General features: G+C 70.9%; 18 protein-coding genes and 1 pseudogene. 11 read left to right on the top strand and 8 right to left on the bottom strand.

Going from position 1 to position 23101, the window contains the following annotated elements:
• A pseudogene (locus ACFO0C_RS36895) lies at positions 1 to 525 on the bottom strand (PucR family transcriptional regulator); the annotation flags it as partial.
• A 130-nt stretch (positions 526 to 655) separates the two neighbouring features.
• On the opposite strand from ACFO0C_RS36895, the gene ACFO0C_RS36900 reads away from it, so the two are divergent.
• From ACFO0C_RS36900 to ACFO0C_RS36940, 9 genes are all read left to right on the top strand, one after another.
• The gene (locus tag ACFO0C_RS36900; RefSeq protein ID WP_378071417.1) at positions 656 to 1909 is read left to right on the top strand and encodes a flavin-containing monooxygenase; all 1254 of its coding nucleotides are present in this window, start codon (positions 656 to 658) and stop codon (positions 1907 to 1909) included.
• Positions 1906 to 2733, top strand: coding sequence for an SDR family NAD(P)-dependent oxidoreductase (locus ACFO0C_RS36905; protein WP_378071418.1), 828 nt, complete (start codon positions 1906 to 1908; stop codon positions 2731 to 2733). Before ACFO0C_RS36900 ends, ACFO0C_RS36905 begins: the two co-directional genes overlap by 4 nt.
• Positions 2730 to 4043, top strand: a complete 1314-nt coding sequence (locus ACFO0C_RS36910; RefSeq protein ID WP_378071419.1) for an MFS transporter — start codon at positions 2730 to 2732, stop codon at positions 4041 to 4043. Before ACFO0C_RS36905 ends, ACFO0C_RS36910 begins: the two co-directional genes overlap by 4 nt.
• 64 nt (positions 4044 to 4107) lie before the next feature.
• Positions 4108 to 4407: a hypothetical protein gene (locus ACFO0C_RS36915; RefSeq protein ID WP_378071420.1), complete on the top strand. Its 300-nt coding sequence runs from the start codon at positions 4108 to 4110 to the stop codon at positions 4405 to 4407.
• Positions 4408 to 4549: 142 nt separating this feature from the next.
• On the top strand, positions 4550 to 4918 hold the full coding sequence (locus ACFO0C_RS36920) for a hypothetical protein (protein ID WP_378071421.1): 369 nt from the start codon (positions 4550 to 4552) through the stop codon (positions 4916 to 4918).
• 135 nt (positions 4919 to 5053) lie between these two features.
• Positions 5054 to 5833, top strand: a complete 780-nt coding sequence (locus ACFO0C_RS36925) for an inositol monophosphatase family protein (RefSeq protein WP_378071422.1) — start codon at positions 5054 to 5056, stop codon at positions 5831 to 5833.
• A gap of 60 nt (positions 5834 to 5893) precedes the next feature.
• Positions 5894 to 7174, top strand: coding sequence for a multidrug effflux MFS transporter (locus tag ACFO0C_RS36930; RefSeq protein WP_378071423.1), 1281 nt, complete (start codon positions 5894 to 5896; stop codon positions 7172 to 7174).
• An 899-nt stretch (positions 7175 to 8073) separates the two neighbouring features.
• On the top strand, positions 8074 to 8898 hold the full coding sequence (locus ACFO0C_RS36935) for a hypothetical protein (RefSeq protein WP_378071424.1): 825 nt from the start codon (positions 8074 to 8076) through the stop codon (positions 8896 to 8898).
• A gap of 31 nt (positions 8899 to 8929) precedes the next feature.
• Positions 8930 to 14305 (top strand): hypothetical protein, encoded by a 5376-nt coding sequence (locus ACFO0C_RS36940; RefSeq protein WP_378071425.1) that lies wholly within the window; start codon positions 8930 to 8932, stop codon positions 14303 to 14305.
• Positions 14306 to 14317: 12 nt separating this feature from the next.
• Here ACFO0C_RS36940 and ACFO0C_RS36945 read toward each other — a convergent pair whose 3' ends face one another.
• Genes ACFO0C_RS36945 through ACFO0C_RS36955 form a run of 3 tightly spaced genes read right to left on the bottom strand, consistent with a single transcriptional unit; the run spans position 14318 to position 17151 of the window.
• The gene (locus ACFO0C_RS36945) at positions 14318 to 15922 is read right to left on the bottom strand and encodes a peptide chain release factor 3 (RefSeq protein ID WP_378071426.1); all 1605 of its coding nucleotides are present in this window, start codon (positions 15920 to 15922) and stop codon (positions 14318 to 14320) included.
• A 58-nt stretch (positions 15923 to 15980) separates the two neighbouring features.
• On the bottom strand, positions 15981 to 16454 hold the full coding sequence (locus ACFO0C_RS36950) for a phosphatase domain-containing protein (RefSeq protein WP_378071427.1): 474 nt from the start codon (positions 16452 to 16454) through the stop codon (positions 15981 to 15983).
• A 4-nt stretch (positions 16455 to 16458) separates the two neighbouring features.
• The gene (locus ACFO0C_RS36955) at positions 16459 to 17151 is read right to left on the bottom strand and encodes a hypothetical protein (RefSeq protein ID WP_378071428.1); all 693 of its coding nucleotides are present in this window, start codon (positions 17149 to 17151) and stop codon (positions 16459 to 16461) included.
• A gap of 182 nt (positions 17152 to 17333) precedes the next feature.
• Between ACFO0C_RS36955 and ACFO0C_RS36960 the strand changes: the two genes are divergently transcribed.
• Together ACFO0C_RS36960 and ACFO0C_RS36965 are read left to right on the top strand one after the other, a co-directional pair.
• Entirely contained in the window at positions 17334 to 17804 is a 471-nt protein-coding gene (locus tag ACFO0C_RS36960) for a hypothetical protein (protein WP_378071429.1), read from the top strand.
• Positions 17805 to 17831: 27 nt separating this feature from the next.
• Positions 17832 to 18527 carry a hypothetical protein gene (locus ACFO0C_RS36965; protein WP_378071430.1) on the top strand — a complete coding sequence of 232 codons (696 nt, stop codon included), beginning with the start codon at positions 17832 to 17834 and terminating at the stop codon, positions 18525 to 18527.
• 42 nt (positions 18528 to 18569) lie between these two features.
• Here the strand turns inward: ACFO0C_RS36965 and ACFO0C_RS36970 are convergent, their stop codons facing one another.
• From ACFO0C_RS36970 to ACFO0C_RS36985, 4 genes are all read right to left on the bottom strand, one after another.
• Positions 18570 to 19907 carry a dipeptidase gene (locus ACFO0C_RS36970; protein WP_378071522.1) on the bottom strand — a complete coding sequence of 446 codons (1338 nt, stop codon included), beginning with the start codon at positions 19905 to 19907 and terminating at the stop codon, positions 18570 to 18572.
• Positions 19907 to 20320, bottom strand: a complete 414-nt coding sequence (locus ACFO0C_RS36975; protein WP_378071431.1) for a hypothetical protein — start codon at positions 20318 to 20320, stop codon at positions 19907 to 19909. Before ACFO0C_RS36975 ends, ACFO0C_RS36970 begins: the two co-directional genes overlap by 1 nt.
• Positions 20317 to 21729, bottom strand: a complete 1413-nt coding sequence (locus ACFO0C_RS36980) for an APC family permease (RefSeq protein ID WP_378071432.1) — start codon at positions 21727 to 21729, stop codon at positions 20317 to 20319. The genes ACFO0C_RS36975 and ACFO0C_RS36980 overlap by 4 nt, the downstream gene beginning before the upstream one ends.
• 85 nt (positions 21730 to 21814) lie before the next feature.
• Positions 21815 to 23065: a threonine/serine exporter family protein gene (locus ACFO0C_RS36985; protein WP_378071433.1), complete on the bottom strand. Its 1251-nt coding sequence runs from the start codon at positions 23063 to 23065 to the stop codon at positions 21815 to 21817.
• Between the last annotated feature and the right edge of the window lie 36 nt (positions 23066 to 23101).

Consider the following 23101-nt stretch of genomic DNA (forward strand, 5'->3'; position numbering starts at 1 on the left):
CGCCAGGGCCGCCGCCGAGCCGCCCTGCAGCAGCCGGCGCAGGATCGCCGCGTCACGACCGCCCGGCCGTGGATCGACCAGCGCTTTCGTGGCCCGGTGGGCGGAGATCAGCCGGCCGCGGACGGCGTCGGCCCAGTCGTCGTACAGCTCCCGGGCATCGAGCATCCGTTCGGCGCTGACCCCCTCGGCCCGGGCGACCTCCCGGGCCCGCGCCCAGATCGCCCGCTCGGCGACGTGGATGGCGCCCAGGACCGCCTCGATCGCCACGCCCTGCCGGGCCCGGGTGACGCCGAGCTCCTCCACGAAGGACAGCTCCGCCTCGGTCGGTCCGCGCCGGTCAGCGAGCGCCCGGGTCGCCGCGGTGAGCAGGGCCCGGGTGTGGCCGGCGATGTCCGACGGCGGCAGCACCGCGACCTCCCGCACGGTCGCCCGCACCCCGGAGATCACCGACGGCAGCAGGTCCTCGTCGCCCATCACCCGCTCGATGAGATCGACCATCGCGGTCCAGTCGTCAGCAGGCTGCATCCCGACATGCTGCCGTGCCGTTGTGGTGGCCCACAACCACAACATGAAACGGCGTGGTCCACTCCATTCTCAGGGCGGCGGCCAGCGCCTACGGTTTGGCCAGCGCTACAACCTCGGTAGGAGAAGTTCCATGCGTGTCGCCGTGATCGGCGCGGGAGCCGCGGGACTGGCCACGGTCAAGGCTCTGCTCGACGCCGGCTGCGAGGTGGTCGCCTACGAGCGCGGTGACCGGCCCGGCGGGCTGTGGACCGACACCTACGCTTCCCTGCACCTCAACACCAGCAAGGGCCGCACCGAGTTCGCCGACTTCCCGATGCCCGCGGGCTGGCCCGACTACCCGTCGGCAGCCCTGGTCGCCGGGTATCTCGCCGACTACGCCGACCGGTTCGGGCTGACCTCGCACATCCGGTTCGGCACGACCGTCACCCGGGTCGAACCCGCCTGGACCGTCACCACGGATCAGGGCGACACCGAGCGTGTCGACGCGGTGATCGTCGCCAACGGCCACAACTGGCGGCCCCGCCACCCGGAGCCCGGTTATCCCGGGACGTTCGACGGACTCCAGATGCACGCCCACGACTACCGTACGCCCGAGGTCTTCCGGGACCGGCGGGTGCTCGTCGTCGGCATGGGCAACTCGGCCATGGACATCGCCGTCGACGCCTCCCACACTGCCCGCGGGCCGGTTCTGCTCTCCGCCCGGCACGGCGTCCACATCGTGCCGAAATACCTGTTCGGGCGGCCGGCCGACGCCACCGGCGGGGCCATCGCGGCGCTTCCCTGGCGGTTGCGGCAGGCGATCGCCGAACGGTTGCTGCGGGTCGCGGTCGGGACCCCTCAGCGGTACGGGCTACCCGCGCCCGCCGGCGGCCTGTTCCAGAACCACCCGACCGTCAGCGACACGATCCTGCACCGGCTCACCCACGGTGAGGTCGTCCCGCGGCCCGGCATCGACCGTCTCGACGGGGCGAAGGTCGTGTTCACCGACGGGACGATCGACGCGGTCGACGTCATCGTCTGGGCGACCGGGTACCGCGTACACATCCCGTTCCTCTCCGAAGAATGGCTGGGCCCGGACCCGGAGAGCCTGCCGCTGTACCGCCGGGTCTTCCACCTCGACGACCCGGCGCTGGCGTTCGTCGGGCTGATGCAGTCCACCGGCGCCGCCTTCCCGGTCGTCGAGGCGCAGGCGAAGCTGGCCGCGGCGTACCTCTCCGGGAAGTTGATCCTGCCCTCCGCCGCCGCGCAGCGGCAGGCCGTCGACCGTGACCTGCGCGCGGCCGTGGACCGCTGGGGCCCGCACGCCCGTCCCCACATGCGGGTCGACTTCGACAGCTATGTCGCCGCACTCCACCGTGAGATCGCCCGAGGAGGTTCCCGTTGAACGCCCGCGATCCGCGCGGGATGCGTGTCCTGGTCACCGGCGCGTCCGGGACGTTCGGCCGGGCGATCTGCGCCCGTCTGGACTCCCTCGGCGCCCGCGTCGTCGGCCTCGACCGCGCGCCCCGCGTCAACGACCCGGTCGAGGTCCTGCCCTGCGACGTCACCGACGACGCGTCCGTCCGCGCGTCCGTCGGCGAGGCGATCGCCCTGCTCGGCGGCCTCGACCTGCTCGTCAACAACGCCGGCGTCGGCGGTCCGGCACCGGCTGAGCTGCCACCGGGCGAGGAGGTGCGCCGGCAGCTCGACATCAACCTGCTGGGCACCTGGCGGGTCACCGCCGCCTGTGTGGACGCCCTGGTCGCGTCGCGCGGGCGGATCGTCATGCTGACCTCGCGGATGGCGGTGATGCAGCTTCCCCTGGCGGCGGCCTACGGCGCTTCGAAAAGGGCCCTGGTGGCGTACGCCGACGCGCTCCGCCTGGAGATCGGCACCCACGTCGGCGTCACCTGTGTGTATCCGTCGGCCGTGCGCAGTCCCATCCACGACTCCACGGCCGCGGCCGGGCTCTCCCTGGAGGGCATGAGCCGGTACGAGCCACTGGACGGCGTGGTCGACACGGTCCTGCGGGCGGCTCTCAGCCGGCGGCCACGCCGTGACCTGCCGACCACCCGGCGCGGGGCGGTGGAGTTCTTCCTCGCGCGTCACCTGCCGGCGCTCACCGATCGGATCGTCGCCCGTACCCTCGCCGGACGGGTCCGGTCCGGCGCCTTCGGTGACGCCTCCCTGGCCGCCGGTGTGGTCTCCCGCCACGGTGACGCGCGGTGACCGTCCGGCGCGGTGACCTGCTGGCGTACGCCACCGGCTCGGTCGGGATGGGCGTCTGGGTGACCGTTCCCGGGTTGCTGCTGCTCTACTTCCTGACCCACACGCTCGGTGTGCCGCCGCTGCTGGCCGGGCTCACCCTGCTGCTGCCCAAGATCATCGACGTGGTGGTGCACCCGTACCTCGGCAGCCGCTCGGACCGCGCCGCCCGTCGCACCGGGAACCGGATCGGCATGCTCCGGGTGGGTCTGCTGCTGGCCGTGGCGATGGTCGGCATGTTCTCGGTGCCGGGCGGGTTGTCCGGCGCGGGCGCGGCTCTGTGGGTCGGTGCGTGGTTCGTCGCCGGAAATCTGCTGTTCGCCTGCTTCCAGGTGCCCTATCTGACGACGCCGTCGGATCTGGAGGTCGGCTATCACGAGCGCACCCGGGTCTTCATGTTCCGGATGCTGTTCCTCACGCTGGGGCTGCTCGGGGCCGGGGTGGCGGCCCCGGCCCTGGTAGCGGCCGGCGGGCGCGGCGACTACGCCCGGATGGCGCTGCTGCTCTCCGGGATCATGGTGGTCTCCGGGCTGGTCGCGATCGTCGGGGTGCGGCGGCTGACCGCGCATTCCGGGTTCCGTGCCCCGGCCGATTCGCACTCCACACTGGCCGACATCGGCGTCGCCTGGCAGGACCGCGACTTCCGGGCGCTCGTGCTGTCCTACCTGTTCACCGGGACGACCACCCACCTGTTCCTGGCCGCGCTGCCGTTCTACACCGAACACGTCTTCGGTGACCCGAAGCTCACCGCCGTGTTCATGGGGGCGTTCCTCGGCCCGGCCGTCATCGCCGGCCCGGTGTGGGCGGTCGTGTCACGCCGCATCGGCAAACAGCGGGGACTGGTCATCTCGCAGTCGGTGTTCGTCGCCGGGTCGCTCGCACCGCTGCTCGGTTACGGCACGGTGCCCGCGGTCGCCGTCGTCGTGGTGCTCGGGATCGCGTTCGCCGGCCTCCAGCTGTTCGCGTTCTCGATGGTCCCGGACGCGGTGGCCGCCGCCTCGGCCCGGGGCGCGACCAGGGCCGGGGCGTACACCGGGGTGTGGACCGCGACCGAGGCCACCGGAACCGCCATCGGCCCGTACGTCTACTCGGCGGCGCTGGCGCTGGGCGGTTTCGTCGCCACGACCGACGGCCGTACGGTCACCCAGCCGGAGTCGGCACAGACCGCGCTGCTGCTCGGTTTCACCGTCGTCCCGGCCGTCCTGATGGCCGTGGCGCTGGCCTTCCAGCTCCGCTGGACCCTGGACCGCACGCCTGCGACAACGTCGGTGTGACCGATTCCGGCCGTGCGACGATGGGCCGATGGGGGAGCCGTACCGGCCGTCGGCCTTGAGGGTCATGGCGGAGTATGAGGTGGTCGACCCGGTCTGGGACTCGGACCTGGAGCACATGGGCCCGGTCGACCTCGACGACCTCGGCGTCCGCCCGGAGCTGGTGCGGCGTCTGCGGGCGTGGAACGACGAGTACACCGGCATCGCGCTGACCGGCTTCGCGTTTCCCAGCGCCGAGGCGGAGAGCCGCTGGCGGCAGGCCGGGCTGATGCTGTCCTACGAGTTGCAGAACGAACTGCCCGACATCGCGATCACCTACTTCGAGGACGGCGACCCGAGGCCGTTGCGGGACCGCCGCGGCCCCTGAGGCGCTCAGCCGGACCCGCGGGACTGCGCTGGCCCCTGGACCGCTCCGCCGCCGTACCGTTCGCCGGGAGAACTCATGATCGGGGAGCCCTCGCCGATCGTCCCCGTCGCACAGGTCGGAGGCCGCACGTCAGGGGGAGCACATGATCCGCAAGCTGGTGGCAACTCTCGCCGCCACCGCCATCGCCGTCGGTTGCGCGGCGAGCCCGGCTGCCGCCTACGGCAAGGACCGCTGGAACGCCTTCGGACTGCTGTACGAGCCCGCCGGCTCCTGGACCAAAGTCGAGGACGGCTGTGTCGGCTACCAGGTGACCGGTCGTGCCGGCAACACCATCACCGTCCGGCTCGTCGTCGCCGGCAAGGTTCGCGCCGCCGACAAGATCGGCGTCTACGACACCTACTCCGGCCACTACTGCCTGCCGCGCAAAGGCACGTACCGCTGGAAGGTCGTCCTGAAGTCCGGCGGGAAGACCCACGTCGTCAACCGCGGCACCGACCGTATGGGCTGGTGACTGGCGCGAACGGCGGGAGAGCCCCGAGGGCGGGCCCACAGATCCCACCGGCGGAGGCCGCAGGTGGACTGCGAGGCGAGGTGGGAGTCCGCCCCGTAGCGGTGACCGAGGTGAGGTGCGGATAACCTGGCGGTGATGAGCCGAGATCTTGACGCCGCCCGTGACCTCGCCGCCGACCTCGCAGTCCAGGCCGGGCGGCTCCAGATCGAGCGCCGTGACACCCTGCGCATGGGTGCACCCAAGGCGCACGCCAACGACGTCGTCTCCGACGTCGACATCGCCAGTGAGCGGCTGATCGTCGACGCGATCCACGACGCCTGGCCCGGCGATGCCACCCAGGCCGAGGAGGGCCACGGCCGGGCCGGGGCCAGCGGCTGGACCTGGATCATCGACCCGCTCGACGGCACCCGCAACTATGTGAGCCGGACCGGCCCGTGGTCGGTGTGCATCGCGCTCTACGAGGGCGACCGGCCCCGGATGGCGGTCGTGCACGACCCGGCGGCGAACGAGACGTTCAGCGCGATCGACGGCGGCGGCGCGCTGCTCAACGGCGAGCCGATCGCCGCGTCGAGCGGCCCGCCGTTGGCCGAGGCCCTGATCGGCATCAGCTTCCAGCCGAACCCGAAGACCAAGGAGCGCGCCGGCCGGGTGCTGCGGGAGCTGCTGCCGCTCTCCGGCGACATCCGCCGCATCCCGGCCGCCCTGAACCTGGTCTATCAGGCCGCCGGGCGCCTCGACGGCGGCCTGGCCCTCGACACGAAGCTGTGGGACATCGCGGCCGGCGCCCTCATCGCCCGCGAGGCCGGCGTGACCCTCGGCGGCCACGGCCCCGACTACTCGACCGAGCTCACCATCGGTGCAGGTCAATCGCTGTGGCCTGAGTTGTCGGCGAGGGTCCGCGCCGCCGACGTGTGAGCACCGTTACCATCCGCGCGAGCCCGGAAGAACCCCGGTACCGGGCAACTTGTCGCTGAGGTGGCTTCCCTTCGCACCGTGACCCCGCCCGACGACGACCTATCGCCCGGAGAGCTGCTCTCACCCGGGCGCCGTTTCCGGATCGTTCTCGTGCTCGGCCTGCTGACCGCGCTCGGGCCGCTCACCATCGACATGTATCTTCCGTCGCTGCCGGCGATCACCGCCGACCTGCAGACGACTGCCGCCGCCGTCCAGCTGACCCTGACCGGCACCCTGATCGGCCTGGCGTTCGGCCAGCTGATCGTCGGCCCGCTGTCCGACGCGTTCGGCCGCCGGTGGCCGCTGCTGGGCGGCATCGCGGTGCACATGCTGGCGTCGGTGTTCTGCGTGATCGCGCCGAACGTCGCCGTCCTCGGCACGCTGCGGGTCCTGCAGGGCCTCGGTGCCGCGGCCGCCGCCGTGGTGGCCATGGCGATGGTCCGCGACCTGTTCACCGACAACGCCGCGGCCCGCTTGTTCTCCCGGCTGATGCTGGTCGTCGGGGTGGCGCCGATCCTCGCGCCGACCATCGGTGGCCTGGTGCTGAACTGGACGTCGTGGCGCGGCGTGTTCGTCGTCCTGACCGTCGTCGCGGTGTCGATCAGCGCCGTGTCGGCACTGGTCCTGCCGGAGACCCTGCCGGTGGCGAACCGCCGCGGCGGGGGCGTGCTGGGCACCGTCCGTGACTACGGCCGGCTGCTCACCGACCGGGTCTACGTGGGCCTGATCCTGGTCGCCGGTCTGGCGATGGCGGCGCTGTTCGCTTACGTGAGCGGTTCGTCGTACGTCTTCCAGGACGGGTACGGCATGAGCGAGCAGCAGTTCGCGCTGATCTTCGCCGGAGGTGCCGTCGGGCTGATCGGCGCGACCCAGTTCAACGTGCGTCTGCTGCGCCGCTGGACGCCCCAGCAGATCATGAGCGCCGCATTGCTGGCCGGGCTGGCCTTCAGCGTGGTGTTCCTGGCCCTGGCCGTCACCGGAGCCGGCGGCCTGGCCGGCATCCTGATCCCGTTGTGGCTGGTCCTGGCCACGGTCGGCCTGGCCATGCCGAACGCTCCGGCCCTGGCCCTCTCCCGGCACGGCGAGGCGGCCGGGACCGCGGCGGCCCTGCTGGGCGCCGTCCAGTTCGGTGTCGGCGCCCTGGCCGCGCCGCTGGTGGGTGTGCTGGGCGTCGGCGAGGTGGCGATGGCGATCGTCGTCTTCGGTGGAATGCTCGCCGCCACCCTCGTGTGCTTCCTGGTGGTCCAGCCGCACCGCCTTCCGGCCCACCACTCGGCCACGACTGTTGCCGTCGTTCATTAGCCATCTCGTGTTCATGTGACCGACGTCTCAGCTTCAGGTTTCGCTGTCCATGTCTGCCCAGTTCAGCGGCGTGTCGATGAGTGAACGGAAATCGGGTTCGTGGTCGTCTGGCGACAGCCCGTTCACCTTGGTGCCATACGGTCCCTCTCGTCGCGCACGGTCCGCGGGCGCTGACTTTGCGTGATGGGAGGCGTCGCCATGGCCAAGGACAAGAAGAAGGACAAGAAGGACAAGAAGAGCAAGAAGGCGAAGAAGAAGTAAGTGGTGCCGTGGCTCGCCCGGATCATCCGGGCGAGCCGCTCCGTTTCCGGAGATCGGGCACGGACCGGCGTCCCGTGAAATCGGGACCGGCCAGACAGGGAGTGCGGCCCGCGGTCCGGATCCGATCCGACAATCGGGCCGGCGCCGTCCGCCGCGGGACCGATCTCCGTCGCCGAAGCAGTGTGCGCCGCACGATGACACCCACACGATCGGCGACCCGTGATGCGTACCCCCGGCCTGCTGTTGTTGGCCATTCTCGCTCTCGCCGTCGGCGCCTGCGACGAGACGTCACAGCCGGCACCCGCCGCCCCGTCGAGCGCGGCCGGTACGGCCGCTGCCGAGCCGTCCCGCGGAGGTGACGACCTTCCGCCGCTTCCCCGGGCACCGGACACGCGCGGCGATGCGAGGCCCGACCTGAAACGGCAGAGACCGTTGCCGGTACCCACGTTCCGCCCGACCCGCCCGCCGTCCTCGCCCACGGCAGCCTCGCCTGAGCCGAGCCCCTCCGAGGACTCCGGATCGTCCCCGCCGGTGCAGACCGAGTCGCCCGAGCCGGCTACCAGCCAGGAGCCCGACGGGATCGGCGGTTGAGCCGTCGGCGGAGCCGCGAGCGAGCCGCATCCCCGAGCAGGGCGGAGGTGTCATCGCCCGAGGTCGCCGAACCGCCGTCATGGTGGCCGCGGGGCCTCGTCACCCTCTTCTCCGAACTCGCGGCGATCGGAGCCGTGCTGTACTACTTCGGGTGGGCCAGCAGCCAGGCCACGTTCGCCTACTTCGGCCTCAACGTGCGGTGGTTCGAGCTCTCCACCACCGACTACGTGATGCAGAGTCTCCAGTCCGTCTTCGACCCGTTCCTGTGGCTCTGCGCCGCGACCGTACTGGCGACGTACCTGCACGGCCGTCTGGCGACTCGTTTCCGGCGCCGGACGGTGACCGTCGTACGTGCGGCCGCCGGGATCCTGGCGGCCGTCGCCTGCTTCGCCTACATCTACCCGCGGTTCGGTTACGCCCTCGACATCGGCCTGCCGCTGCTGATGACGGCCGCGGCCGGGGCGGCGGCCTATGCCGACCACCTGGCCCCTCTGGCGACCGGCTCGCCGGTGGCCCGCGGCCGGGCCGCGGCGCTCGTCGGTGTCTGCCTGCTCGGAGGCTTCTGGGCGCTGTCGCTGTACGCCGAGGACGAGGGTGAGGGCATCGCCCGATCGTTCGTCGGCGCGGCGCCGCATGCCGCCGACGTCCTCGTCTACAGCAAGGAACGCATCGCCGTCGCCGGAACCGGGGTGTCCGTCCTCGACATCCCGGCCAAGGACAGCCACTACCGCTTCCGCTACGCCGGCCTGCGCATCCTGCTGCACACCAAGGACCGATTCGTGCTCGTGCCGGCGTTGTGGCAGCGCGGCCGGGACACCGTGATCGTCCTGCCCGACGGCGACGATCTACGGATCGACGTCCTGGCCCGATGACCACAGTGGATGTCGTTGGCATCATGGCCTGATGGGAGTCGCGGGTGTCCTCGCCGTCGTGGCCGTCATCGGATTGCTGGTCGCGCTCTGGGCCGGCGCCGGGCTGGAGAGCGCCGACCAACTCGCCAGCGTCGTCGGTGCCGTCACCGCGATCGTCGCCTTGGCGGCGACGGTGGCGTTCTCGGTCCGCCAGACAAGGCAACACCATCATCGGGTACGGCGCCTCAGCACCGCCTGGGGCCGGCACCGCCTCCCCGAACCCGTCCACGAACTGCTCAAAGCCGTCGCGGCCGCCGTCGACGCCGCACAGTCGCCGATGGCCGACGAACGCCGGACCAGAGTGTCGGTCATCTACGTCCGGCAGCGGATGGAGACACCCCAGCCCGAGCAGGTGCCACGACGCCGCCCGCACGGGGACGTCGACTTCCTGCCGCCGGACCAGCAGCCGCGGGTCATTCCGGTGCGGCGCCCGCTCGACGGCACCCTGAACAACTTCCGGCATCTCTTCCTGGAAGGCGGCCCCGGATCGGGCAAGTCGACCACGGCCGGGCAGGTGTGCAGGATTCTCGCCGAGGGCTGGCTGTCGGCGGATCGGCACGCGTACGCCCTCACCTCCGAGCCGGTCGTGCCGGTCTGGACCACGGCCCGGCAACTCGCCGAGCATCCGTCCCTGCCCTGGGCGGAGGCGCTGCTCAAGGCGGTCACCGCGACCCTGGGCTGGAGTGCCGACCAGCGCCTCCCCGCAGACCTGTTCGCCACCGCGCCCGGCGGCGTCCCATGGCTCGTGGTCATCGACGGACTCGACGAGGTGCCCGCCGATGACCGTCCGGCGCTCATCGGCAAGTTCGCCGACCGGGCCGCGGCCGCCGACTCCCCGTACCGTCTGCTGATCACCAGCCGTCCGCTGCCCGGCGGCGCCGCCGCCCTGCTCGGTGCGTCGTCGGTCGGCCACTACATCCTCGTGCCGTTCGACCGGGCGTTGCTCACCGAGTTCGCCACCCGATGGTTCGGTGCCCAGCGGGTCGCCGAGCCCACCGCCGAAGCCGGCCGGTTCGTCGCCGCGGTTCGCTCCTCCGGGCTGCTGGACGTCGCGGCGACGCCCCTGCTGGCCCGGGTGGCGATCAAGGTGTATCACGACAGCCCCGACCGGACGCTGCCGCGCACGCGCCACGACCTCTACGACACCTATCTGAAGTACGTTGCGCGAGTCAACCGGGACCGCCGGGTCCGTGTCCGGGAAGGCCTGCACCGGGCCCTCGACGGCTCCGCAGCCCGGGACCTGCACGACAAGCTTCCCACGGTGATCGAGGAACTGGCCGAGGTACGAGTGTCGAGCCGTCGCAGCCTGCTGCCGCTGGCGGTCGAACGGCTCGCGGCCGTGGGCGTGCCCGGCACCGACGAGCCGCTGGACTGGGACGACAGTGTCCGCGAGGCGCTGGCCGCCACCGGCCTGCTGGTACCACGTGGTCGTGACGTCGACTTCGTCCACCTGACGTTCGCCGAGCACCTGACCGCCCGTCGGCACGCACGCAGCCTTCCCGGCCACTTCGACCCGGAACACCCGGACTGGCGGATCTGGCTGCGCCGGGCCACCGACAGCGATTCCGCCGTCGGGGTGGCCGTCCTGACCCGCTGGTCGCGAGAGCACGACCCCACAGAGCTCGCCGAATGGCTGCTGTCCGGCGGCACCGACAGCCGGATCACCGCGGTCTGTCTACTCGGCGAGGGCGCTGAGCTGCGAGAGGACCAGATTGCCGCCTGTCTGGCTCACCTGGAGCATTCCAGTCACACCATCCGCAGCATGGCCTGGCATCTGGTCCGCAGGCTGCCGGACTTCGCTCAGGTGACACAGTGGCTGGACCGGTTGTCGCAGGACCGGCTGCTCCGTCCGGAGGAAAGGGTCCGCCTGGACCAACAGCAGGCCCAGCGGGATCCCTCGCGTCAACCGGCGGTTCTGACCAGTCTGCGGGCGGTTCTGCGTGGCGGTCGCGCAGGCCCGGCGGCCGTGGCGGGTGCGGCGATCCTGGACCTGGACCCCGGCATGGCCGCAACGGTGGCCGATGACCTGATCTTCCGCCTGGGTGAACCCGGCCTTGCCGCCCGTGACCGCATGTCGTTGGCGATGAGGCTGCTCGACTGCGGGGAGGAACATAGGGGCGCCGCTCTCGGCGTGTTTTCGGCGATCCTCGCCGACGGGAGGGCTGAACTCGAAACCGTCACCGTGGCGGCCGAGGCACTCGCCGAATCGGGCGTCCTCGACAGATCCGCCATTGGAACCGCGTTGACCGAGGTGATCAGGAAGGCGCGACTCGGGACGTACGAACTGGTCTTTGCCGCCGAGATCCTTGCGGCCTTGACTCCCGCCTCCCGCGACTACGCCATCGTGTTGCTGGTCACCGCCATGAACGGCCGGAGAGGTGTCTACGTCGCGGCAGAGGCAGCGGCGACCCTCGCCGCGCTTGCGCCGGAGCGTTTCGAGGACGCCGTCGCCGCGCTGAAGACATTGGCGACACTTCCGGTCTCCGACGGGGCTGCACGCAGCTACGCCGTGCAGGAACTCATTCGACTCGGCGGTGCCGAACTACGTGACGGCGTCCGTCTGTGGTGCGTCCTGGCCGACCGTCCCGACATCGACAACGGCGCGCTGGACCATGTGCTCTCCGCGATCCGGAGGATCGATCAGGAAGCCCGGGCGCTGGTCGTCGAGGAGGTCGTCGCTTACGACTGGAGCGTCTCCAGCGAACGTGCGCTGCTGGCCAGGGACCTGCTTCTGGCCGCCGCAGACCCGGCCCGGATCCCGGCGGCCGAACACGCGCTGATCACCCGGCTCACGAATGATCCGGCATTCGAGGAACTGAACGGCGTCGACAGGTTCACGCGGCATCTCAGCACCACCGCCTATCGTCGAACACTTTCAGCGGTGACAGAGTGGGCACGGAACCCGTTGAACCCGGTCAGGGATCGCCTGTCGGCTCTCACTTCCGTCCTGAACGCCGAGCCCGAACCGGCAGACATCGTCGTACGTGCCGTCACGGAATTGGTCGGCGACCCGTATTTCGACAGCAGCGAGACCGATGCCACGACCCTGCTCTGGACAGTCGACCAGAGCGGCATGCGGCACGCCCTGATCAGCGGCGACCTCTCGCCGACCACCGGATTCCTCATGCGGGTGCTGCCCGTTGGGGGATCCTCGATCGGAGATCCACAGCTCCGGCAGGTCCTCGAATCGGCCGCGGAACGCATGGTGAGCGAGCGGCACCAGGATTTCTGGCAGCGGCGGCAGCTCATCTCGCACCTCATATCCGCCGACTACTGCCGGGAACAGGCGCTCACCGCCGCACAGGAGATCTTCGACGATGACGACACGCCACCGGACAGGCGGGTGGCGTTGTTCGAGATGCTGGAGAACACCGGTGCCCTGGAGGCGCTCACCGGATCCGCGAATGATCTTCGCGTCATCCTGGCTGACCGTAATCTCACGGACCTCGAACGGATCAACGCGATCCCCTCGGCGGCGCGGGCCGGGGTGACCGGCGCGTGGGCCATCGAGCTCCTCAGGGGCATCGCCGACGACGAGTTCAGCGACATCTTCCTACGGTGTCTCGCGGTGCGGACACAACTGTCGTTCCCGGAGGTGACCACGACCGAGGTGGCCGACCGGTTGACCCGGCTGCTGGACGGCGCTCCGGAGGCGCCGGGGGACAGTTTGAACGTCGCCGAGTCCGTGGTCTGGTCGCTGCCGGAGCGACCGGACCTCGTCATCCGGTATGCCACCCGCGCGCTGACCGAGCCATCCCGCCACAACGCTGCCGCGCGGCTGCTGGCCGACCTGGATCCGGCATCCGTGCGGGTGCCGGCGCCGGCGGAGGGCTGGGACGCCAGGGCGCTCGTCGACGCCGCCGAACCGGCGATCCTGGCGTGGGGCCGGACCGATGATCACACAACCGCCATCCTCCGGCAGGTGACGACGGATCCCCTGACTCCGGCCGAGGTACGCGAGCGTGCGCTGACCCTCGCCCTCGAAGCGGATGGACCGGCTGCCGTCCATGCCGTCGAGATGTTGTGCGACACCGTCGTGATCGATCCCCTGGATGCGGCCCGGATCCTTGCCCGGTCCGGTGGGTCGCGTCACGCCGCGATCGCGCTGCGCGGCCTGGTCGCGGTGCTGGCCGATGAGTCCGAGGCGACCTACCGGCGGTACGACGCGGCCTGGGAGCTGTTGAATGTCGGCGCGACCGCTCATCGCGCCGAGGTGGTGAAAGTCGCCGGGCCGGGATTGGACAAGTCGGTGCATCCCCGGCTGCTCTGCCTCTTCGCCGAAACGGTCTGCCGGTTCGCTCCCGCCACAAGGGCGGAGGCCCGGGCACTGCTCGAGAGCCTGCTGACCGGCCCTTCGATCTCGGGCAGACGGCTGGCCGCCCGCAGCCTGCTGATCCTCGAACCGGGACATGCCGACGCTCTGGACACACTGTGCACCCTTGCTGCCGGTACCGGCGTCGCGCCGGCCGAGCGGGACCACGCCCGGGGCATCCTGTGGTTCGGCACGCCGGTCCACCGGCAACGCCTCGGCGAGGTGCTCCAGGAGGTCCTGCGCTGCCCGGACCTGCGTCCCGCGGTGCGGATCCGGGTGGTTCTGTGGCTCGCCGAGACCCTTCCGGGCCGCCGGGCCCGATCCGGCGACATCCTCGTCGCGTTGATCGACGACCCGGGTGTCCCGGTGGTCCAGCGCGTGGCGGCGGCCGTCGGGCTGGCGAAGACCGGCTGGGCGAACCGGCTCTGTGCCGAGAGGTTGCGAGGATTCCTCGACGACACCGCGATTCCCGATCATGTGCGCGCTGAGGCGGGCTGTCAGCTGGCGGTCATGGCCGGCCCGGTGCGCGAGGATGCTCGCCGGTGGGTGCTGGGCATGCCGGACGTCCGTGACCGTACCCGCTCGGCGTTGCGGCTGGTCAACGTCCCGGGCCGGTGCCGGGAGGACAGTCTTGCGGTGCTGCGCCGGTCGGTGGGTGACACCGCGTTGCCGGCGGCACGACGAGCCAGGGCAGCGCTGGCTCTCATCGACGGCAGCCATCACGACCGGGCGGCGGCGATCACCGCGATGTGGCACCTGATCGGCGACCCGGAGACACATGGGTGCATCCGAGCACGCGCGGTGACGGTCCTTCACCGGGCCGGTGGCGTCAGCGCGGCCGATGCCGTCGGCCGACTGCGCTCGATCCTCGATGATCCCGGCGCGGACCTGGACAAACGGCGGTGGGCCGCCGAGGAGATGCACGCGATCGACGGCACGCTGAGCGCCCCGCTGCGGGATACGCTGCGCCGGATGGCCGATCAGTGCACCGACCGCCGCGATCGGGACAGATTGCGGCGGTCGGCGAACGAGATCGACGGGTGGGGGCTGCGGTGAGGCGAGCCCCGATTACAGGCCGGCGTCCAGCGGGGCGTCGAGGTACAGGCCGGGGTGACGGCCGGCCACCGTGCGCATCCGCCAGCGGTGGGCGAACACCGCGAGCAGCGCACCGTCACGCACCCGGGTCATCACCTCCACCTGGGACTCGCCGCGCAGCATCTCCTTGCCCTCGGCGTCGGTGACGGCCGCGATCTCGTACGGCAGCCGGTCGAGGTGCACCTTCACCCCGAACTCGGCCTCCAACCGGAAGCTGGCCACCTCGAACTGCATCGGGCCGACCGCCGCCAGCACCGGCAGGCCGTCGCCGCGCAGGTCGGAGCGCAGGACCTGCACGACGCCCTCGCCGTCGAGCTGTTCGATGCCGCGGCGGAACCGCTTGTAGGCGCCGGTGTCGTCGGTCCGGCAGACCGCGAAGTGCTCCGGCGGGAACGACGGCAGCGCCGGGTACTGCACCGGCTTGTCGGCGTAGAGGGTGTCGCCGATGCCCAGCGCCGTCGCGTTGACCAGGCCGACCACGTCGCCGGGGAACGCCTCGTCGATGGTGTCGCGGCCCTGGCCGAAGACCTGCTGGGCATACTTGGTGGTGAACGGGCGGCCGGTGCCGGCGTGAGTGACGATCATGCCGCGCTCGAACCGGCCGGAGCAGATCCGCATGAAGGCGACCTGGTCACGGTGGGCCTTGTTCATGTTCGCCTGGATCTTGAAGACGAACCCGGAGAACCCGCTGTCGACGGCCTGGTCCGTCCCGCTCACCGTGGGCCGGGCGGTCGCCGGCGGGGCCAGCTCGACCAGGATGTTGAGCAGCTGCCGTACGCCCAGGTTGGCGACCGCCGCACCGAAGAGCACCGGCGTGCTGGTGGCGCCGAGGAAGGTCGCCTGGTCGTGGTCGGCGCCGGTCATCTCCAGCAGTTCGAGTTCCTCGTTGGCGGTGACCCACTCCGCGCCGTACCTCTCGGCGGCCTCGGCGTCGGACATCTCCTCCTCGATGGCCAGGTCGGCGCCGCCGGGGGAGCGCTGCATCCGGGTGAACACCCCGGTCCGGCGGTCGATGACGCCGTGGAAGTGCCCGGCGATGCCGACCGGCCAGGTCAGCGGGGTCGGTTTGAGCCCGATCCGCTGCTCGATCTCGTCCATCAGTGCGAGCGCGTCGTGGCCGGGCCGGTCCCACTTGTTGATGAACGTGATCACCGGAATGGCCCGCTGCCGGCACACCTCGAACAGCTTCAGCGTCTGCGGCTCCAGGCCCTTCGCCGCGTCCAGCAGCATGACCGCGCTGTCGACCGCGGTCAGCACCCGGTAGGTGTCCTCGGAGAAGTCGGCGTGGCCGGGCGTGTCGAGCAGGTTGATGACCGTGTCGCCGTAGGAGAACTGGAGCGCCGCCGACGTGACCGAGATGCCACGCTGCTGCTCCATCGCCATCCAGTCGGAGACGACACCTTTACGGTCGCCCTTGCCGTGCACCGCGCCTGCCTGGCCGATGACGCGCGCGTGCAGGGCGAGCGCCTCGGTCATCGTCGACTTGCCGGCGTCCGGGTGCGAGATCACCGCGAACGTACGCCGCCGCGCCGCCTGGGCAGCAACCCCCGCCGCCGATGTCAGCACGTTTTGACTCACCGATTCCACCCCTCACAAAAACGGTGGCAGCCACCGGCCGCCACCCAGCAACCATAGGTCAGGTACGGCCGTCGCGTTCCTGAGCCTGTCGCAGCGACCGTTCGTACGGCACCCAGTCGGCCAGCAGGACCGGGAGCCCCTCGCTCTTCAGTCGTTTCACCACGGCCGGGTCGTCGTCGACGATCACCGCGATGTCGCCGTCGCGGGCCAGCTTGCGCAGCTGCCCGAGCTTGTAGTCCCGGGCGGGCCGCCGATCGTCCTCGGGCCGCATCAGCAGGCGCCCGGCCGGCAGGCCGTGCCGCGTGAACCACCGTTCGGTGACCGGCCGCAGCCACTCGGGCCGCCCGGTCAGCCAGACCAGGTCGTGGTCACGCGCGTAGTGGTGAACCAGGTCGGTGCCCTCGGACAGGGGCGGGTCCCGGTCGGCGGCGGAGAAGAAGCGGGCCCAGTCCTTGGGCTGGCGGGCGATGTGCCGCAGGCGGTGCCTTACGTCGGCGACCACCCCGTCGACGTCGAAGACTGCGAAGGGCATGTGATCATTGTGCCGCCCGGATCCGGTCGACGATCTTGCGGCGGTCGCTGTCGTCCTGGCCGAGGTCGGCGCCGTCGATGGCGGCCGTCAGGGTGGCCCGCTCGGCCTCGGTGAAGCGCCGCAGGTTGGCCAGAACCAGGACCAGGGCCTGGAACTGCTCGTTGCGGGTGACCGGGACACTGATCCCCTCGGCCAGCGTCGCCACGTCGACGAGCCGCGGATCGCCCTGCATCAGGCCGAGCAGCAGCACCCGCACCGGCCCGGACGCCGTCGGGAACAGCACCTTGATCTCGTCCGGGTTGAACGTCCGCTGGCTGGCGAAGGCCGCCGCCCGGGTGACGAGGTGATCCTGCACCTGCTTGCGGACGGTGTAGAAGGTGCCGCCGACCAGCTGGGTGTGGATCACCCCGTACGCCTCGGCGATCTCGGCCAGCTCGGTGTTGTCGAGCAGCCGGGCCGTCTCCGGTGCGCCGTGCTGGGCGATCTGCCGCACGACCCGTAGCTCGAAGCCGTCGGCGCCGAGGACCAGCGCCTCCAGGCGGGGCAGCACGAACGGGCTGATCAGCAGCAACCCGCCGGTGATCACCAGGACGACGAGAGCCGCGCCCGGGTCGCCGGAGAAGAAGATCTTCCACCCGGCCACCGCCAGGACGACCGCGCCGACGCCGCCGACCGCCCACAACCACCATCGATTCATGCCGCAGAACCTATCGGCTCACCCCTGAGGCCGGTATGGGCCGAACCTTCGATGAAGCGCCGCTGAGCGATCACGAAGACGAGCGGTGCCCGGGCGATCCGAATCATCTGCGCGGGGTGACGCGACCGCCCTCCGATCCGTCAAGGCTGTAGCCGGAGACGGATCCCGGAGGTGGTGCCGCGTTGAACACGACGATCGCCGCGTCGGCCGCGCTGTTGGCGCTGTCGTTGTTGCTGCTGTCCGGCCTGCTCGTGGACCGCCGCCGCCAGCGGGCGTTCATCCGGGAGGGCCCGGTCTTCACCGCCCGGTTCCGCACCGCCGGACCCCGTCCACCGGGCTGGCGTGGCCTGCGCCGCGGCTGGTCCCGGCGGATGCTCGCCTACTGGCGCGACGACGTGCTGGTGATCCGCCGGGGCCTGGTCGTCGACCGCCGGCTGCGCCTGTTCGCGCAGATCACGTTCGCCGGCGTGTACGGCCTGTCCGGTCGCCGCGACGCCATCGCCGTCCACCTGCGCCTGCCGGACGGTGCCCTGCTGGAGGTCACCGCCCCGTCCGGGGACCGGGTCGAACTGGTCGGCCCGTACCTCGCGGCCGGGATCAGCCACCTGCCGCGGGCCCCGCTACGCCGCCGTGACCGTCGCCGGCGTCCCTGACGGGTCACCGTCGGGTAGTGTCCCGGCGTGATTCGATCATGGTCAATCCTGTTGGCGGGGGCCGGGCTGGCCGCCCTGACCGGCTGCACCGCCGGCGATCAGCCCACCCCTCCGCCCCCGTCCGCGACAGTGTCGGCGCCGGTCATGCCCGCCTACTTCGCCTCACTGGGCACCACCTGCCCCACCCTCGACTCGCCGGAGTCCGCGAGATTCACCCGATCCCAGCCGGGCCGCTGGAATCTGCTGCCGGAGAAGAGCGACATCATCGACTGGGTCGACTGCGGCTGGCGGCCGAAGGACGCGGACGACTCGGAAGCTCCGCCCTGGGTGACCGTGAACATCCGCATCCACCTGGACAGCTCCACTCCGCACAAATCCGCCTACGAGTACGCCGAGCGTGACTTCACCCGAAGCCGGGACGAAGCGATGACCCGGGCCGGGAGACTTCAGCCGGGTGTGGTCCGGGTGGCCGAGCGCGACACCCCGTCCGGGCCCGCCGTCGTGGTCGCCGACGTCGACGACGCCGAGATCACGAAGAACATCGACGAGCTCAGGCAGACGACCCGGGTCGGAAACCTGCTGGTCACGGTCATGCTGTTCGAGGCGAAGGACGCCGGCGGCGGTGACGCGGACAAGATGATGGCGGAGCTGCCCGCCACGGCCGACGCGATCACGGCCGAGGTGCTCGAACACATGGCGAAACAGCAGACGGCCACCGCATGAGAAAGGCCCGGTGCGGCGGCACCGGGCCTTTCCCGCCCCCTCCTACTTGCGGTAATGCCTCAGGAACAGCGCCTCGGCGTGGGCCAGCCGGGCGATCTCGCCCGGGTCGACGCTCTCGTTCGGAGCGTGGATCGCCGCGAGCGGCTCCTCCACACCGATCAGGATGATCTCCGCCTCCGGATAGGTCGCGGCGAACACGTTGCACAGTGGGATCGAGCCGCCCTGGCCCAGGGTGGCCATCTCCCGGCCGTACGCCTCCCGCATCGCCGACGACAGCGCCCGGTACGCCGGCCCGCCGGTGCGCGCCTCGAACGGCTGGCCCAGCGCCTCCGGCTCGACGGTGACCCGCACGCCCCACGGCGCCGCCGCGTGCAGGTGCGCGATCAGCGCGTCCTGCGCCTTGGCGGCGTCGGTGCCGGGCGGCACCCGCAGGTTGAGCCGGGCCCGGGCACGCGGCTGGATCGCCGCGGCCGAGCCGACCACCGGTGGGCAGTCGATACCGAGCACGGTGACCGCCGGCCGCGCCCACACCATGTCCGACACCGTGCCGTCGCCGAGCAGCGCCACCCCGTCGTGCAGGCCGGCGTCGGCGCGGAACTGGCTCGCCGGATAGGGCGCGCCGGTCCACGTCTGGGCACTGTCCAGGCCGGTGATCGTGGTGTTGCCGACCCGGTCACGCAACGAGGACAGGATCTGGATCAGCGCGGCCAGGGCGTCCGGTGCGGGACCACCGAACATGCCCGAGTGCACCTCCCCGGCCAGGGCGTCGACCGTCACCACCACATTGGCCAGCCCGCGCAGGGTCACCGTGGCGGCCGGGACGCCGACCGCCGCGTTGCCGGTGTCGCAGACCAGGATCGCGTCGGCGTGCAGCAGGGCCGGGTGACGTTCGACGAAGTCCTCCAGGCCGCCGGTGCCCTGCTCCTCCGAACCCTCGACGATCAGTTTCAGGTTGACCGGGATGTCGTCGCCGAGAGCACGCAGCGCGGTCAGGTGCATGACGATGTTGCCCTTGCAGTCGGCGGCGCCACGGCCGTACCACCGGCCGTTCACCTCGGTGAGGGTGAACGGAGGGGTACGCCACGCGGCCTCGTCGAGCGGCGGCTGCACGTCGTAGTGGGCGTAGAGCAGGACCGTCGGCGCGTCGGGGTCGCGCGAGGGGCGTACCCCGTAGACCGCGCTGCTGCCGTCGCTGGTCTCGCGCAGGCTCAGGTCGGTGAAACCGACCTCCGCGAAGCGGTCCGCCACCCAGTTCGCCGCCCGCGTGCACTCCTCGGGCGGGAACTGCCGGGGATCGGCCACCGACGGGATGGCCACCAGTTCGGCCAGGTCGCTGCGGGCCCGGCCCATCAGCGCCCCGACGTCGTCGGCCAGTCCCATCACGCCACGTCCTCGAGCTTGAGGTCGTCCACGACCTTCTGGAACGACTCGATGTACTCCGGGCAGTAGACCTTGATGATCAGCAGCTGGCCCTGGACGACCTTGTTGTCGGCGATCACCGGCCGCTGTCCGGGCCCGGCCGCGCCGTTGGTGAGCTGGCCGTAGAGGATGCCCCGGCGCAGCGCGTCGTCCGGGTCGAGGCAGACCGCGCCGCCGTCGGCGCCGAGCGTGTGCACGAGCTGGTCGGCCGACGGTGACCGGAGCCCGGCCGCGGCCAGTTCGGTCTGCAGTTGCGCGGCCTTGTCGGTGGCCTCCTGGGTCTGTTTCTCCGCGGTGTAGGTGATCAGGCCGATACCGGCGAACAGCAGGAACGTCACCCCGGTGATGCTGTAGAGCAGCGTGTTGGCTCTCATGACGCGGGGGCCTCCTTCCAGGACGGCTTGCGCAGGCGGTAGAAGAGGTACGGCACCAGCAGGCCCAGGCCGAGCGCGCCGCCGGCGACGATCAGCAGGTAGGTGCCGACGCTGCCGGAGCCGAACTGCGACGGCGGGATGAAGCCGATCAGCAGGGCGGCCAGCGACGCCGCGAAGCCCACACCGCAGAGGCCGGTGATCATCGGGGCGCGGTAGCCGCGCGGGTGGTCGGGCTGGGTCTTCCGCAGCCGGACGGCCGCCACGAACATCAGCAGGTACATGATCAGGTAGACCTGCGTGGTGATCACGGAGAAGATCCAGTACGCGCTGGACACGTCCGGGATGAACGCGTAGGCCAGCGCGATCACCGTCGTGACCAGACCCTGGGTGACCAGGATGTTCTGCTGCACGCCGTGCTTGTTCAGCTTCTGCAGGAACGGCGGGAGGTAGCCCTCCTGCTTGGAGATCAGCAGCAGGCCCTTCGACGGGCCGGCCAGCCAGGTCAGCATGCCGCCCAGCGATGCCGCGACCAGCATGATGCCCACGATCGGGGTCAGCCACTGGGTGCCGAACTCGGCGAAGACCGCGTCGAAGGCCTGCATCACCCCGGCGGTCAGCGACAGCTGCTCGGCCGGGACCACCCAGCTGATCGCCAGCGCGGGCAGGATGAAGATCAGCAGCACCAGGCCCATGGCCAGGAACATCGCCCGCGGGAACTCGCGGCCCGGGTTCTTCAGCGAGCCGACGTGCACCGCGTTCATCTCCATGCCCGAGTAGGACAGGAAGTTGTTGACGATCAGCACCAGGCTGGACAGCCCGGCCCAGGTCGGCAGCAGGTGGTCGGCGGTCATCGGGGCGGCCGACTCGTTGCCCTGGCCGAGGAAGATCATGCCGAGCAGTACGAGCACGGTGCCCGGGACCAGCGTGCCGATGATCAGGCCGCCGCTGGCCAGGCCGGCGACACCACTGGTGCCGCGCGACGAGATCCACACGCCGGTCCAGTAGCAGACCATGATCACGATGGCGGTCCAGACGCCGCTGGAGGCCAGGTCGGGATTGATGACGTACGCCAGCGTGCTCGCCACGAACCCGAGCAGGCTCGGGTAGTAGAAGATCGTCATGGCGAACTGGCACCACACCGCGAGGAAGCCCAGTGGCTTGTTCAGCCCCTCGCTCACCCACTTGTAGACGCCGCCGGACCAGCCGGACGCCAGCTCGGCCGAGACCAGCGCGGTCGGCAACAGGAACACGATGGCCGGCAGCAGATAGAGGAAGATGCTGGCCAGTCCGTAGACAGCCATCGTCGGGGACGGCCGCAGGCTGGCCACCGAACTCGTGGTCATCAATGCCAGCGCGACCCAGGATATGTAGTTGATGGTCCGCTTGGCGGACACGTCGGTCGAGCTCAACGCCGCCTCCCTTCGCGACAGAGCGGTATTCTGCGGGCATCGTCAGGGCAGGCCCTCCTCCACCACCTCATCCGTGGAGAGCGGTTTACCTGCGCTCCTTGCGCAGCAGACCGGTCCGGCCGAAGGTGCGCGCCAGGGCCCGGAAGATCGGGTGCCCGCAGAGCACCCCCAACGCCACCGCCACCATCGATCCGGCGGCGCCGAGCAGATCCTCCGAACCGAGCTCGGAGCTGCGGGCCAGGTACTCGGTCAGCCCGATCAGGCTCAGCGCACCCGGCACCAGCAGCCAGAACCCGGGCAGGAAGGACACCAGCGCGGGCGGCCCGGAGGGAAACCTCTCCACGGTGTACGCCACGACGGTGAGCACCAGCGCGCCGACGAACCCGCTCAGGTACCCGCCGAGGACCAGGCCCCCGAAGTACTGGCCGGTCCACCCGGCGTAGAGGACGAGACAGAGCCATCCGAGCGTGCGGGGCGGGCCGGAGTAGACCAGGTAGCAGCCGATCCCGACGACCAGCGCGCCCAGCCACGGCGCCCACGTGCCGATCGAGTTCTCCGGGGAGCTCACCGGCACCTCGTACCGGGGCAGGTCCACCACCTGCGCGGCCCCGATGATCCCGAAGGCGAGCAGCATCAGCTGCAGGATCCCCGCGACCAGCCGGCTCGCCCCGGTGACCATCTCGGCCGCGGACAGTTCCACGACGGCCATGGTGAGCATGGCACCGGGCAGGAACGTGGCCAGCGGTGCCACCATGGCCCGCAGGTCGGCGTCCGCCCAACCGCTGTCGGCCAGCAGGAACGTGCTCGCGGCGACCAGGAACGACGCGGCCACCGGCATGATCATCTGTACGCTCGTCCAGCGCGCGCCGACCAGTTTGAACACCCCGACCAGCGCACCGAAGACGCCGGCGAGCGCCAGATCGGACCAGGTCGGCTGGAGGATCAGGCAGATACCGACGGCTAGTACGGCGTACCCCAGGATCTGCATCAGGAAATGGAACCGGGCCGGCATCGCCGTGATCTCCCGCAGCCGGGCCATCCCCTCGGCCGGGGTGACCTCGCCGTGCTCGGCCAGCTTGAGCAGGTCGTAGACGGCGGCGGTCTGATCCAGTCGCAGACCGCCGTTGAGCTGCCGCGTCGGTTCCAGGGTGGCCGGATGGTTCGGTGACAGCGCGACCACCAGATAGGTGGGCAGCACCGCGATCCCGGCCCGGGGCGAACCGTAGGCGACCGCGACCCGCAACAGCCGTTCCTCGATCTGGTTGACCGCCTCACCGGCCGCGGTGAGCGCGCTGCCGAGGTAGAGAAGGAACTCCTGCACTTCCGCGTCCTTCATCGGGTGGACGGTAGGCGGGCGCCGGAACCCGTGGAT

Origin of the sequence: Actinoplanes subglobosus (assembly GCF_042650585.1) — a bacterium.
GTDB classification, from domain to species: domain Bacteria; phylum Actinomycetota; class Actinomycetes; order Mycobacteriales; family Micromonosporaceae; genus Actinoplanes; species Actinoplanes subglobosus.

Bases quoted from the DNA above. Each gene is read 5' to 3' on its own strand.
- ACFO0C_RS36950 (WP_378071427.1), bottom strand. From the start codon at position 16,454: ATGCCCTTCGCAGTCTTCGACGTCGACGGGGTGGTCGCCGACGTAAGG.
- ACFO0C_RS36925 (WP_378071422.1), top strand. From the start codon at position 5,054: ATGAGCCGAGATCTTGACGCCGCCCGTGACCTCGCCGCCGACCTCGCA.
- ACFO0C_RS36985 (WP_378071433.1), bottom strand. From the start codon at position 23,065: ATGAAGGACGCGGAAGTGCAGGAGTTCCTTCTCTACCTCGGCAGCGCG.
- ACFO0C_RS36970 (WP_378071522.1), bottom strand. From the start codon at position 19,907: ATGGGACTGGCCGACGACGTCGGGGCGCTGATGGGCCGGGCCCGCAGC.
- ACFO0C_RS36955 (WP_378071428.1), bottom strand. From the start codon at position 17,151: ATGAATCGATGGTGGTTGTGGGCGGTCGGCGGCGTCGGCGCGGTCGTC.
- ACFO0C_RS36940 (WP_378071425.1), top strand. From the start codon at position 8,930: ATGGGAGTCGCGGGTGTCCTCGCCGTCGTGGCCGTCATCGGATTGCTG.
- ACFO0C_RS36975 (WP_378071431.1), bottom strand. From the start codon at position 20,320: ATGAGAGCCAACACGCTGCTCTACAGCATCACCGGGGTGACGTTCCTG.
- ACFO0C_RS36900 (WP_378071417.1), top strand. From the start codon at position 656: ATGCGTGTCGCCGTGATCGGCGCGGGAGCCGCGGGACTGGCCACGGTC.
- ACFO0C_RS36915 (WP_378071420.1), top strand. From the start codon at position 4,108: ATGGCGGAGTATGAGGTGGTCGACCCGGTCTGGGACTCGGACCTGGAG.
- ACFO0C_RS36920 (WP_378071421.1), top strand. From the start codon at position 4,550: ATGATCCGCAAGCTGGTGGCAACTCTCGCCGCCACCGCCATCGCCGTC.